The sequence below is a fragment of the Bradyrhizobium sp. NBAIM01 genome, from assembly GCF_020194115.1.
In the GTDB taxonomy this organism is placed as follows: Bacteria; Pseudomonadota; Alphaproteobacteria; order Rhizobiales; family Xanthobacteraceae; genus Bradyrhizobium; species Bradyrhizobium yuanmingense.
On the sequence record NZ_JADYVU010000004.1, the window covers coordinates 453291 to 467297 of the forward strand.

7 protein-coding genes and 2 pseudogenes are annotated in these 14007 nt (G+C 57.5%); 2 read left to right on the forward strand and 7 right to left on the reverse strand.

The window, feature by feature from the left end:
• Positions 1-327: 327 nt before the first annotated feature.
• On the reverse strand, positions 328-702 hold the full coding sequence (locus I6F31_RS17380) for a hypothetical protein (protein WP_225185807.1): 375 nt from the start codon (positions 700-702) through the stop codon (positions 328-330).
• A 241-nt stretch (positions 703-943) separates the two neighbouring features.
• Positions 944-2770, reverse strand: a complete 1827-nt coding sequence (glmS, locus tag I6F31_RS17385; protein WP_225185808.1) for a glutamine--fructose-6-phosphate transaminase (isomerizing) — start codon at positions 2768-2770, stop codon at positions 944-946.
• Positions 2771-4077: 1307 nt separating this feature from the next.
• Here glmS and gmd point away from each other — a divergent pair.
• Together gmd and I6F31_RS17395 are read left to right on the forward strand one after the other, a co-directional pair.
• Positions 4078-5163: a GDP-mannose 4,6-dehydratase gene (gene gmd, locus I6F31_RS17390; RefSeq protein ID WP_225185809.1), complete on the forward strand. Its 1086-nt coding sequence runs from the start codon at positions 4078-4080 to the stop codon at positions 5161-5163.
• Entirely contained in the window at positions 5144-6121 is a 978-nt protein-coding gene (locus tag I6F31_RS17395) for a GDP-L-fucose synthase (RefSeq protein ID WP_276573208.1), read from the forward strand. Before gmd ends, I6F31_RS17395 begins: the two co-directional genes overlap by 20 nt.
• Before the next feature lie 310 nt (positions 6122-6431).
• Here the strand turns inward: I6F31_RS17395 and I6F31_RS17400 are convergent, their stop codons facing one another.
• From I6F31_RS17400 to I6F31_RS17420, 5 genes and pseudogenes are all read right to left on the reverse strand, one after another.
• Positions 6432-7535: an MFS transporter gene (locus I6F31_RS17400; RefSeq protein ID WP_225185840.1), complete on the reverse strand. Its 1104-nt coding sequence runs from the start codon at positions 7533-7535 to the stop codon at positions 6432-6434.
• A gap of 1043 nt (positions 7536-8578) precedes the next feature.
• Positions 8579-8800: a hypothetical protein gene (locus tag I6F31_RS17405; RefSeq protein WP_225185810.1), complete on the reverse strand. Its 222-nt coding sequence runs from the start codon at positions 8798-8800 to the stop codon at positions 8579-8581.
• Between the two features lie 898 nt (positions 8801-9698).
• Positions 9699-12803 carry an efflux RND transporter permease subunit gene (locus tag I6F31_RS17410; RefSeq protein WP_225185811.1) on the reverse strand — a complete coding sequence of 1035 codons (3105 nt, stop codon included), beginning with the start codon at positions 12801-12803 and terminating at the stop codon, positions 9699-9701.
• Positions 12804-13385: 582 nt separating this feature from the next.
• Positions 13386-13748, reverse strand: a pseudogene (locus tag I6F31_RS36725) (pantoate--beta-alanine ligase); the annotation flags it as partial.
• A gap of 28 nt (positions 13749-13776) precedes the next feature.
• Positions 13777-13890 (reverse strand): annotated as a pseudogene (locus I6F31_RS17420) (3-methyl-2-oxobutanoate hydroxymethyltransferase); the annotation flags it as partial.
• Positions 13891-14007 lie beyond the last annotated feature (117 nt).

Here is a 14007-nt window from a genome sequence, read left to right on the forward strand (position 1 = left end):
GCCGAGAATGAAGAGCGGTTCTTCTGTCAAACAGATCTGCGGCTCAGCCATAGGAGAAGGATACGATCCCTGGCATCGGATTTGCCAGCCGTGCTAAATCCCGCGCGCCGCGACGCTGATCGATCTTGCTATACGAGCGGGTCTGCTGCGCTGGGGGCGGATAATGGCCAATGGTACTCGCCGGTCGCCCATAAAGCCCGTGGGCCACGTCCTGCCGGAGCGGCAAGCCATCTGCTATTGATTCTAGGGCGGGTCTCGATCCTGCGCGGGAATGTCCGGTTTCTAACAAACTAATCCTAAGCATCCTCCCCGGGGCGAAGCGCAACCTCAACTTGCCCGAAGGGCGCGGATGTTCGATTGGGAAAAGTAAGTTGTCGCGCGTATGCTCTTCCACCGATAGGCAGCGACGGAGCGGCCCGCGCTGTCTACGCCGGCTTGCTCGTCGGCTTCGGGCAGGACCGAGGATGAGTTAGCGGATATCTTTTGTGCATCGAGCTGCAGGCTGACTTGGCGCTGCAAGGCAGATACCAGGCTGGGTAACCAAGAGCTGCTTTGGATCTCCCAATTGTCCACAATTCCCTCGGTATGGACCGCTCCTCTCGAATACCAAGTGGGCTGCCATTGACGTCTTGACGTGATGACGAAGCACGACTGACTCTGCTCATCCAGCTGGATCGACCTGTGATTGATCTGTTGATCCATGGATCGTTCTCCCTCTGAGCTCGCCCACTTCATGACGACGCTCAGATGGTCGTCTCGCTGATTAGCGGAGCACGGGCCGGCATTGCCTGAGGTCGCGCAACCATACGGCAGTTACGAGCAACTTCGGACACCTCAAGATTGAGAACTTGTCAGAGTTCCGTCTCCTCGAACTCGACGCGACCAAACGCAGCCCAAGACCTCGACGCGGAGGCCTCAATGCTCAGATCCTAACAGTGCGGCCTTATTCGACAGTGACGGATTTTGCGAGATTGCGCGGCTGATCCACGTCGGTGCCCCTTACGAGAGCGGTATGGTAAGCCAAGAGCTGAATCGGAACGGCATAGACCATCGGAGTAAAGCTTGCGACCATCTCCGGCAGCACAAGGGTCATGAGTGTGTCCACCGTCGCTTCCAAAGCCCCCTTCGCATCGGTGATCAGGATGATCTTGCCGCCCCGAGCGGCAACCTCTTGCATGTTCGAGACGGTCTTCTCGAAGACCTCGTCGTAAGGCGCTATCACCACCACAGGTACGGTCTCGTCGATCATTGCGATCGGTCCGTGCTTGAGCTCGCCGGCGGCATAACCTTCTGAGTGGATATAGGAAATTTCCTTCAGCTTGAGTGCGCCCTCGAACGCCAGGGGCGCCGATGTGCCCCGACCGAGATAGAGCACGCCTCTCGAGTCGGCGATATAACGCGCGAGCTTCTCGATCTGAGGCTCGATCAACAGCGCCGCAGCAATCAACCGCGGGACTTGGATAAGCTCACGCACGAGCTTCGATTCATCGACCTCAGACAGCTTACCGCGCTCTTTGCCTGCTGCTACGGCAAGCGCCGCCAATACCATCAGCTGGCAGATGAATGCCTTTGTGGAGGCGACGCCGATTTCTGGCCCAGCCAGCGTCGGCAGAACGGATTCACTCTCGCGCGCAATCGTCGACGTCGGAACGTTGACCACAGATATTGTGTGCACTCCCTCACCCCTGGCGTATCGCAACGCAGCTAGCGTGTCAGCGGTTTCGCCCGACTGCGAGATGACGATGGCGAGATCACCTCGGCGCAGAGGCGCCTCGCGGTAACGAAACTCGGACGCTACATCGACCTCGACAGGCAAGCGCGCCAGCCGCTCGAACCAGTATTTGGCGATGTGCCCGGCGTAGCTCGCCGTACCGCACCCGGCAATTGAGATGCGCTGAATGGATTTGAAGTCGAACGGCAATGTGAGCGGCAGGGCGACGCTCTTGGCCGCCATGTCGAGATAACGAGCCAATGTCTTGCTGGCCACTGTCGGTTGCTCGTGGATTTCCTTGGCCATGAAGTGGCGATAATTCGCTTTGTCCACAAGGAGTGACGATACGCCAGACTTTGATGCTTCCCGCTGGACGGCGGAGCCGTCCGCGCTATAAATCACGCACATCGTGCGCGTAAGCACGGCCCAGTCGCCGTCTTCGAGATAGGTAATGGTGTCGGTCAAGGGCGCGAGCGCGATCGCGTCCGATCCTAGATACATTTCACCGTTACCGTGTCCGATCGCAAGAGGCGACCCCTTGCGCGCACCGATCATGAGATCGTCGTGGGCCTTGAAAAGAAATGCCAGCGCGAAGGCACCACGCAGCCGCGGCAGCGACGCTTGTACGGCATCCTGCGGCGAGCAGCCATTCTTGAGAAAGGATTCGACAAGATGTGCCACCACCTCCGTGTCCGTCTCTGAGTCAAAATGGGCTCCATTCCGCTCCAGCTCGGCTCGTAGCTCGCTGAAATTCTCAATGATCCCGTTATGAACGACCGCTACATTTTCCGTCGCATGCGGATGAGCATTGCTCTCGGTCGGCTTTCCATGAGTCGCCCAGCGGGTGTGACCAATACCGGTATGACCCGATGGTGGATAATACCGAAGCCGCTCCTCAAGGTTTCTCAGCTTACCTTCAGCGCGTCGCCGCTCGATACGGAGACCCTCGAGAGTCGCGAGGCCTGCGGAGTCGTAACCTCGATATTCCAATCGCTTGAGCGACGCGACCAACTGCCCAACGACCGGACCACGCCCTAAGATGCCGACAATTCCACACATATCGATTAATGCTGCCCAGGTTCAAGAAGCCCGACGCCCTCTCACAGGAACGCCGTTCTGAAATTCGCTTGCCGGATGATAACACGTGTCGAGTTTTGGATTGTCGCGGCCCCCTGTATCGCCGCCGCAGCAAGCGTACTTAAGATGTCTTTCAGCCATCATGGGTTGGCCCGGCTACATTCCGCTTTTGGTTGCCCATCGAGTACAAACGGGGATGTGGCTGCGAATAGCCGCTTTGAGGAGGGCCATATATGCAGGCTCGCTTGACCGCTGGTGCGACATCCAATCCCGACACAAGCAAGCTTGCTCCGTTGCGACAATGGCTGCGGTCGTCGTAACAAGCTGCTGCGAGTGCATGTCGCGCAGTAGCCTGGCTCCATAGATTAGGGTCATTCGAGCCAGATCGGCAGCCATTTATCCTACGATGAAACATCTTGTCTTGTTCGGCTCATCATCACTATAAGCCATTTCCCGACTTACCACTGAAATTCCCAAGGAAGTGAGCAGCAAAACCGGCGAACCGGGCGGCACCTGACTGGCAGCAACTGAGTCCTTGCGTGTGACTCATTGACTCTTCGAGAGGCTGACGCTCCGTCTCAGCAGACCTGCACTGGGCGGATAGAATGATGAGACCTACCCACGGCGCCTACGTGGTCTGCTGCCAATATATTTGAGCAGCCGCTCTAGCGGGAATTGTCCTGTGTTGCTGGAAACATTTTGCCGGCGCGGGTTTAAGAAGCTCATCATACTCGGACAGAGGCAAGTTACGCTCGTCGAGACTAAACGATTGGCAGCGAAGCTCCATTGTACGAACGTAAACTTTCCATATCGAAACGTTGGAGGATCTATACTAACGTTTGCTACTCTTTATCAATGCTTCGACCGTCCACTGCCCATCGCAAACTTTAAATTGGCAACGGCGCTGATCATAGTGGGTGAGTCGACCGCCAAGACCGGGTGTTCTGTCCGGAAGTAACCGGTAAGGGCGCTTGTAGACTACGAATCGACGCGCAGGCTTGGCCCTCGTAACGGCGATCGCCATCCCCCTGCTTAGGGTCATCACGGAGTATCAGCCAGGATGCGAGCGTTAATTGACTTTCATTTTTTGAAGCGCAATGTGTCGGCACATTCCAGTCCAATCTAAATCCATGTATATAGTGTGCATTCCTACATGATGTGTATGACTGGAGCGAACGATCGCTTCCTCAAATTGCGGGTGAAGCGGGCTTGCGCATCTAGACTTCTTGAGAAACGGCTTCGTACTAGCGTTTCACAGGGCTTTCTTTCTGGGGCAACTGAGGGAGACCATGGCGACACAGCACTCAAAGCGGCGCGTTGCGCTGATCACCGGCGTCACAGGGCAAGACGGCGCATATTTGGCCGAGTATTTGCTCCGTCTCGGCTACACCGTGCACGGGATCAAGCGCCGGTCGTCCTCGTTCAACACCGCGCGCGTCGATCGTCTCTACCAGGATCCGCATGCCGGCAACGTGCCGTTCCTGATGCACTATGGCGACATGACGGATTCGAGCAATCTGATTCGGCTGGTGCAGCAGATCCGGCCGACCGAGATCTACAACCTGGCCGCCCAGAGCCATGTCCAGGTCAGTTTCGAGAGCCCGGAATACACAGCCAACGCCGACGCAATCGGCGTGCTGCGCCTTTTGGAAGCGATCCGCATCCTGGGCATGGAAAAAGAGACGCGGTTTTACCAGGCCTCGACGTCGGAGCTTTACGGGCTTGTGCAAGAGGTGCCGCAGAAGGAAACCACGCCATTCTATCCGCGTTCCCCCTATGGCGTCGCGAAGCTTTATGGCTACTGGATCACAGTGAACTACCGTGAGGCCTATGGCATGTTCGCCAGCAACGGCATCCTGTTCAACCATGAGAGCCCGACCCGCGGCGAGACGTTCGTAACACGCAAGATCACCCGCGCCGTGGCCCGCATCGAGATCGGCCTCGAGGACACACTCTATCTCGGTAATCTCGACGCCAAGCGCGACTGGGGCCATGCCCGCGACTATGTCGAGGGCATGCACAGGATCCTGCAGGTTGACGAGCCCGCCGACTTCGTGCTCGCGACCGGCGAGACGCGGTCGGTCCGCGAGTTCGTCGAGTTGGCGTTTGCCGAGGTCGGGCGCAGCATCGAATGGCGGGGTAAGGGCGTCGACGAGGTTGGCGTGGACAAAGCGTCCGGCAAGACGCTGGTGCAGATCGATCGGGCCTATTTCCGTCCGACCGAGGTTGATCTCCTGATCGGCGACGCCAGCGAGGCGCGCGCGAAGCTCGGCTGGGTTCCGAAGACGCCGTTCTCGCGGTTGGTGAGCGAAATGGTCGCCAGCGATCTCGTCGAAGCCAAGCAGGGCGCGGGCAATGGCAACCACGGCGTTTGAACTGAAGGGCAAGACGGTTTTCGTTGCCGGCCATCGCGGCATGGTCGGCGCGGCGCTGACGCGTCGCCTAGCACGCGAACAGGCCGATCTTTTGACGGTGTCGCGCAGCGAGCTCGACCTGCGCGACCAGGCGGCGGTGAATGCCTGGTTTGCCGCGAAGCGGCCGCAAGCCGTGTTCCTCGCTGCCGCCAAGGTCGGGGGCATCGTCGCTAACAACATGCTTCGCGCCGAGTTTCTCCACGACAATCTGGCGATATCGAGCAACGTGATCCAGGCGGCGCATGCTAATGGATGCGAGAAGCTGATGTTCTTCGGCTCCTCCTGCATCTATCCGCGCCTGGCGCCGCAGCCCCTGCGAGAGGATTCGATGTTAACCGGCCCGCTGGAGCCGACCAACGAAGCGTATGCGATCGCCAAGATCGCTGGCATCAAGATGGCCCAGGCCTATCGGAGTCAGTACGGCGCCGATTTCATCAGCGTGATGCCGACCAATCTCTACGGCCCCGGCGACAATTATCACCCTGAATACAGCCACGTCGTCGCCGCACTGATCCGCCGCTTCCACGAGGCGAAGATTTCGGGCGGCGGCAACGTCGTGGTGTGGGGCACCGGCACACCGCGCCGTGAATTCCTCTATGTCGATGATCTCGCTGACGCCTGCATCCATGTGATGAAGACCTATTCCTCGCCGAAGCCAGTCAATATCGGTACCGGCGAGGATATCAGCATCGCCGAGTTGGCCCTCATGGTCGCGGCCGCGGTCGGTTATCGCGGTGGAATCAGCTTCGACACCTCGCGCCCGGACGGCACGCCGCGCAAGCTGCTCGATGTGGGGCGGCTGTCCGGGCTCGGCTGGCGCGCCACGACCTCGCTTGAGGACGGCATTCAGCTGGCATATCGGGCCTATCGCGCTGACAGCGATGGACGGCACCAGAATGATTCAGTTGTTCCAGGATAAGGCGGCCGATCTTACGATCAATCAGCGGTGAACGTCGGCCTAGCGGACCCGCCGCTCACGCAACTGTCAATCTTGTTTCGAAGTTGACGAACGTTTATCGTCAACAACCGCCCTCAGTTTGCCGCCAAGAACCCGACCGACCCGGCGAGTCCTAGCTACGGCGCAGCCAGCCGACCTGCAGGAAGGGAAAAATGATCATGATCGAGACGTACGGCCATCACTTGAGAGCTCATCGAGTTTAAGTCTCACACGTCGTGTGGACGATCATTAGCTGGAAGCGTGCTAGTGCCCTTTCCTCTCGACCAATGCCTCAGCGATGGTCTGTCATCATCATCCCCGCCGACAGCGTAACGATGGGCATGAGCGCGCCCAACACGCCGAACGCCAGGGGCAAGCCCAACATGTGTGCGATGAGGCCGATCCCGGCGGGCCCGACAAGTATACCCGCGTAGCCGCCTGTCGTGATGACCGCGATCGCTATGCCTGGTGGCATGACGTTCTGTTTGCCGGCACGTCGACATAGCACGGGTACAACATTTGAAATACCCAATCCAATAAGCACGAACCCCGTCATAGCAATCAACGCAACGGGTGCGGCCACGACAGCCAAAAAGCCGGTCACGATCGGCAGAGTGCCGAGCGTCAATGTGGCACGGTCGCCGATACGCGCCACCACGGCATCTCCGCTGAAACGCCCTGCGGTCATGGCGATTGAGAAGAGCATACAACCAATGCCCCCGTGCGCCTCCGCAAGAAGATCTCGCTCGATGAGAAGCAAGGCGCTCCAATCGAGCATTGCACCTTCGACAAGAAAGGTGATGCCCGCGAGCATAGCTATTAGCAACACACCGCGGTGCGGCAAGACAAACAATGGCCCCTGGCGTCTGGAACCCGTCGGGAGCAAGCCCGGCCAGGCCGACACTATCGCAATGGTCATTAACGCCGAACAGACCAACGTCGAAAAAAGCGAGCCAAGCTGCAGCGACAGGAACGAAGTCACCGCAGTAGAGCCGGTGAATTCCCCAATGCTGTACTGGGCGTGGAAGCCGGACATCAACGGACGGCCGGTGGCGCGCTCTAATTCAATCGCATGAATGTTCATGGCTACATCGATCGAGCCGAGTGAAACGCCGAAAGCAAACAGCGCGGCACCGAGCCTGAGAGGTGTGTCGGCGATTGCAAGGCACGGCAGGATGATCGCGAGTCCAAGTCCACCCGCGAGGATAATGGGCTTGCTGCCGTACCGCGCATTCGAAACGCTGGTCAAAAGCATCGCGGTGACGGCCCCCGTTCCGAGACAGAGCAGCAGTAGACCAAGCATGCGGTCATCCACCGCGAGCCGCTGCTTGGCGATTGGCACCAAAGGCGCCCACGCCGCGAGGCCCAATCCGGCCACAAAAAATGTCAGCCGCATCCCAAGCAGGCCGGCAGACAAACTGGCAGATGATATCACGGGCGCTCCTGAGAGAACGGGCTCCCGAGGCGCGGCTCGATGATAATCGCCTCAAGTTGACATTCTTCATCCCTGCAAATGCGATGCCGCCCACGGATACCGGCCTAATCACAGGGGAAGCCACAACTAGGGGTGATCGTCGAGCCGGTTAATGTGGTGTTTCGGCTCCTTTTTCCCGCTAGCCATACCAGGGTGATGATTCTGCTGGTCTGCGACAGCAGAGGTGCAACGCGAGTATGGCTTGTCGTAAAGCCTACAAAGCCAACGGCGCCCCACGCCTCTATGTAGTTGGCGCTAACACGGTCGTAGGTCTTCCGACAGCTGTTGGAACTTGGAAGCTCTCATCACGAGTAACGGCCCTGAATCTCGCGATCTCAATACAACCAGCACCGCTATGCAGGCCGTCAATGTCGGCTCGACACTTTTGATATTCGATTGTTGCAGGCGGCCAGAAATGGTTCTCCGCGCCGCGCTTGATGTGTCGTGTCTCGAATCGCTCGTTTGTTCTGGACTGTCGGGTCGCCGCCGGCAACAGCCACTTCGAGTGGCATGATGACAACATCAGCCTCCAGGTGCAGCGCTTATATCCGCAGTTCGCCGAGACCGTCGCTCTGACCAAATCGTACCGCGCGTGGTAAGGAATAAGTATAGCAGGCAGAGATCGATCAGTATCGCCGCCGCCATCACGCTATAAGCCCAGGCGCTCTGCACTAGATCGAGCTCGATCAGCACCCGTGACAAACCGAAGCCGACGATCCACGCATCAAAGCTCATACAGACGCGCCTGAACATCTCCGGATCGAGCCGGCGAATGACGTAGGACCCCAGCGGGATGCCAAGCATGACACTGGGTATCAAAACTAGAGCAAGCTGCCGCTTTCGGAAATGAACAAGCCGAGCTGATAATAGACGAACGCGGGTAACGATCGATTCCGCTACGCGAACCAGCGCTAGGCCGGCGCGAAATTCGTGTTTGACGAAGCCCTGGTTGTTAAACAGCATCGCTAAGGGAGGGCCGGAGATAAGCGTACTGAATAGAGTATGCCCAGCATCCACCCGAATGGCAGGCCGATCAGCCAGCTTGCTCTGATAGGGCGGCGCCAACCCGCAGCTTGCAGCAGGATCAGGGGCAGAATGATCGTGTAGGTGGCGAATTTGATCCAGCCCGGCTGGAGCGAGGTCAAGGCATAACCGCCGAGCGCAACGCCCGGCAGGAGTCCAAGCAAGATGGGAAGCACTCGTCTCCAAACCACCCGCACGCCTCTCAGGTTGATGAGGAGGACGTAAACGTTGACGAAGACTTCGATAACGGGGGGTTGAGAATGCGATTGGTGTAGAAAAGCAGCGCGAGGGGTACAGAGAGCGACGAAAAGCCGTAGCCGATGGCTCCATTTACAAAAGCGGAAAAACATGTCATTGCAGCCAGAAACCACATAGCAGCATCGAACTCAGGCATTTCCTTAACTTCCCACTCTAGAGGGTCGTCAGGTCACGCGTCGCGGAAACAGCGCGGCTATTTGTTATCAGGATTGCGGCAGGCCTGATCATTCCCTTAGCAGCTCCGCCCGCGTTCACAATGGCAGTGGCCGTTGCGTGCGTTCAGCATTGCTCTTGTTCTCGCCTTCGGTCGCACAACAGAAGCTGTGCAGCAGTCGCAGTACCCGACTACGATCACTCAGCCAATACATTTGAGCCTGCTTTCGGTTGCTGATCAATGGTCCTTATGTCGAAAGCCGCTCGTATCCATGACCGACATGGAATTGAACTCGTGTGCCGAATCCGAAGCGCTTCAGCGACATATTTTTCCGCTACCAACGCAACGTGGTCAGACGGAAGAAAAACACTTCTCCTTCGCGCTTGGGATAAATGGCGCGCCACCTTTTTATCAGACGAGCATCAATTCTCCTCGCGCCTGGCAATGTCGATCTCGGACGTTCCGCTGGCGTGAATGTACGGGCAATTCACCTTAGCCAGCAGCCGCGGATCACCGACCTGTTCTTCCGAACACTTGATGGTCACCAAGCTCGGCACCACGAGCGTGAAACTTTTGATAGGTAACGGAGCGTGAAGCGGTCACAGGCTCCTTCGCTCACCACACTGAGCGAACCCGGATTGAATTTATCGTTATTGCTTGGCCAGTTGGGCATTAGCAGCGCTGGTGAGGTCGAGCTCGGGGGCGATGTTCGCGCTGCCGGAGCTCGCATCGCCACGGTGATCGGACGCGATCGCGACATAGACCGCCGGCAGCACGAAGAGTGTGAATAGCGTGCCGACAGACATGCCAGTGACGAGCACAAGCCCGATTGAGAAACGGCTCGCGGCGCCAGCTCCCGTTGCAGTCAACAAAGGTATAACGCCCGTGACCATTGCCGCCGTAGTCATCAAGATTGGACGCAGTCGGACGCGCGCCGCCATCTCTATAGCCGAGCGAGGGTCAAGTCTCTCCTTGAGCTGCAGCTCATTGGCGAACTCAACCATCAGGATGCCGTGCTTGGAAATCAGCCCGACCAGTGTCAACAGTCCGACCTCGGTGTAGATGTTCATAGTCGCCCAGCCAAAGAACGGCGGGATTAAGGCGCCGACGATTGCCATCGGCACGCTGATCATAATGATGAGGGGATCGCGCAGACTCTCGAATTGCGCCGCAAGCACCAAGAATATGATGATGATTGCAAATGCAAAGGCAATCGCCAGTTGGTTACCCTCATGCACATATTGACGGGCATCGGCGAGAAAGTCGTGGCTGAAGCCTGCGGGCAGTTTCTTTGCCTCGGCCTCCAGGAAGTCCACAGCCCGACCGATCGTGACGCCTGGCATCGGCACGGCCTGAAAGGTCGCGCAGTTGAGCTGATTGTAGTGGGTGAGCGCGTTCGGATCGGTCGCAGTCTCGACGGAGACTACGGTAGACAGCGGGAGCATCGAGCCCGTCGCAGTCTTCACATAATAGCTCCCGATTGCTTGCGGCGCCAGGCGTTCCTTACGCGGCACCTGCGGGATCACCTGGTAGGAGCGACCCTGCAAATTGAAGCGATTGACGTAGTTTCCGCCAAGTAAGGTGGCGAGCGCGTTACCGACGGTCTGCATTGTAATGCCAAGCTCATTGGCCTTCGATCGATCAACCTTGATTCGTACCACCGGCTGATTGAACTCGAGGTCGGAGTCGCTTACCATGAATAGACCGCTCTTGCGCGCGGCATCCTTCAGCTTCGACATCTGCTCGTAGACGGATTGAAAGCCAAGCGTCGAACTGATCACCATCTGCACTGGTAGGCCGCCCGAGCCACCCGGAAGCGGCGGCAAGCTAAAGGCAAACGCGTTAATGCCTTCGATTTTCGACAGCTCGACCTGGACAAGGGACTTTAGCGCGGTTGATGACCGCTTGCGCTCATCCCACGGCTTGAGCAACATGCCCGCCATGCCACTCTGCTGCCCGCTAACGCCATTGAGCACGAAGCTCAAATCAGTCTCGGAAAACTTCTGGAAGGCTTTCTCAAGCTTGGTACCGTAATAGTCGAGGTAGTCAATATTGGCGTATTTCGGAGCCTTGATTAGAGCGAATACGATACCTTGATCCTCCTCGGGTGCGAGTTCCTTCGAACTATGCATATAGAGAAAACCGACAAGGCCCAACATGGTCAGCGCAAACAGACCGGTAATCGGACGATAGTCGAGCGAGCGGTCGAGCTTGCGGCCGTACCATCGTGTCATGGCGCCGAACCCGCGGTTCACAAGTCTTGCGACCCGCCCCTCCTCAGTGCGCTTCAGGAAGAGCGAGCACATCATCGGCGACAGCGTCAAAGCGATCACGCCCGACACGATCACCGCTCCGGCTAGCGTAAACGCGAACTCGCGGAACAGCGCACCGGTGACGCCGCCGAGAAATCCGATTGGGGCATATACCGCAGCCAAGGTAATCGTCATGGACACAACGGGGCCGACGATCTCTCGCGCGCCCCTCGTTGCAGCTAGTAGAGGCGGCGCACCTTCTTCTAAATGGCGATGAATATTCTCCACCACCACGATCGCGTCGTCGACCACGAGACCGATCGCGAGAACCATGGCAAGAAGGGTCAGGAGATTGAATGAAAACCCCAGCGCCAGCATCATGCTGCAGACACCAACGAGCGACAACGGAATAGCGACTACAGGGATGATGACCGACGCCAGCGAGGCGAGGAATAGGAAGATCACCACCACCACGACAACCACGGCCTCAATGAGCGTCTTCTCAACTTCATCGATCGATGATTGAATGAATTTGGTGGCGTCGTAGGCCACTTTCATCTTCAGTGACGGTGGCAGGTTACGGTCCAAGCCTGGAAACAGCGCACGAACGTCTCGCACTATGTTTAGCGGATTGCCTTGCGGGCTCGCCTGAACGCCGATAAAGACCGCGTGTTCGCCGTTCATGGCGACGCTGATGTCTGTGGTCTGCGCGGCAAGCTCGACTACGGCAATGTCCTCCATCCGCACAAAGCCGCCGTCATTGGCTTTGACGATCATGCGCTTGAAATCATCGACACTCCGCAGATCTGTGTTTGCAGTGACATCAGAGATAGTGAAATTGCCCTTGGTCTGGCCGGCCGCGGCCTGGAAATTGTTAGCGGCGATTGCAGCCGAAACTTCAGCCGGCGATACGCCGTGCCCTGCCATTCTCGCAGGATCGAGCCATAGCCGCATCGCAAAACTCTGGCCGCCCAGGATGTCTGCCGCTGCGACGCCATCGACGGTTGACATAGCGGGTTGCACGACGCGCGAGAGGTAGTCGGAGATCGCGCTGGCCGTCATTTCTTCGCTGGAGAAGGCGATATACATGACAGCGGTGGTCTGACCGGTCGATTTGGTGACGACCGGATCGTTTGATTCCTTTGGAATTAAATACTTGACTGAGTTGACCTTAGAGAGCACCTCGATGAGCGCCTCGTTGGGATCGAAGTTCAGCTTGATGTGGACTTGGATCGTCGAGGTACCGAGCACCGATGAGGAACTGATGTAGTCAACGCCCTCGGCGGAAGCGACCGCCTGCTCCAGGGGAGTAGTGATGAACCCCTGGACCATGTCGGCAGAGGCGCCAGGATAGGAAGTCGTGATATTGACAACTGTATTAGATAGCTTGGGATATTGCCGGATCGGCAATAGGGTGGCCGCCCGAAAGCCGATCAGCAAGATCAGGAAACTGATGGCGATAGACAATACCGGACGTTTGATGAAAAGGTCGGTAAATGCCATCTCGACTCGCCTTTCCAGAAGGGGATGCAATTACGCCAGCAACTTGCTGTACAGCAATGATCAATGTGGCGACTGCGCTGAAGCCCGTAGTGTGAGGGAAGCGTTATCGGCTACTCTAAGGACTCACACGTTGCTGAGCATAGCGTGCGCAATCCTCCACTTCCGCATCTTCGTCCCTTGAATGAAGGTTGGCTGCGCTGTTCTGATCACTCGTCGCGATCTCGAATAGTGACCCTTCTTAAGACAAAGCCCCCTAGTCTTTTTGCGCGCAAGCGGCCAAAGGTCAGACTCAAGATGCTAGTCCTCACACATTTACTGGAACGCAACAATTTCTAGCAAGGCGTCACTCCAGGCTTCGCGCCGCCCCGTCGATCGAATGATCCAGGTTCGACATCGAAAGTACAAACGATATGACGGGCGCTCAACTCTACAAAGGTAAACGGGCAATATAGAATGCGCTGCAAAACACTATACCAAAGTTTGTCGAAACCGTCCTGACCGCAGCCCTGCGAAAGTTGTGGCGTTGCCAGACGCAAAGTTTTTAATCCCACAATATTCCGTACGCCATCTATCGCATCGCTCAAGGGCCCGCTGACGCTCTTCCCTGCTGAGATACCGGTCGCGACTGCTCATCGCGAGCCCATCCAGTTCGCATACCGTCGGTACGGTGACGATCTTGATCGGGAGATTGAGATCAACCGGCCATACGACGCGCGACTGTGCATTACTGAAGATCCTTCTGGCCAAAAACACCACGTCGGACTGCACCATGTTCAACAACTTGCATAACACAGTCGCGAAACTGCGAAACTTTCCGGCCCTGAAGGCTCGGCACATAGGTTTGGCGAGGTCGCCGAGTTCAATGAAGGTCTCGAAAAGGGCTCGGATAAAGTTCCTGTGCATCAAAAAGAGGATTGCAACACCGGCCTCGCGGCACAGTCTCTCTCAGCACCTACCCGCCCGACTTCTTGCGCGCCGCAACCGCGTCGTAGGCAGTGGTCATGACAAAACGCCGGCCGTCCTCCTTCCACCGCTGCAGCGTAGGAATCGTGATGCACGCGCCCGGCTGCTCTGAAGGGTGGCTCATTTCGACTCCATCGCCTCGATTCTGCGGTGCGAAGTGGCAAGCCGCCCGCCGCGTCAGAAGTGACCGAGTGTATCGGGCGATCAGTAATCTGGTTGCTGCGTCAAAAATAAAAATTTT

Bases quoted from the DNA above. Each gene is read 5' to 3' on its own strand.
- I6F31_RS17380 (WP_225185807.1), bottom strand. From the start codon at position 702: ATGGATCAACAGATCAATCACAGGTCGATCCAGCTGGATGAGCAGAGT.
- I6F31_RS17395 (WP_276573208.1), top strand. From the start codon at position 5,144: ATGGCAACCACGGCGTTTGAACTGAAGGGCAAGACGGTTTTCGTTGCC.
- I6F31_RS17400 (WP_225185840.1), bottom strand. From the start codon at position 7,535: ATGCGGCTGACATTTTTTGTGGCCGGATTGGGCCTCGCGGCGTGGGCG.
- I6F31_RS17410 (WP_225185811.1), bottom strand. From the start codon at position 12,803: ATGGCATTTACCGACCTTTTCATCAAACGTCCGGTATTGTCTATCGCC.
- glmS (WP_225185808.1), bottom strand. From the start codon at position 2,770: ATGTGTGGAATTGTCGGCATCTTAGGGCGTGGTCCGGTCGTTGGGCAG.
- gmd (WP_225185809.1), top strand. From the start codon at position 4,078: ATGGCGACACAGCACTCAAAGCGGCGCGTTGCGCTGATCACCGGCGTC.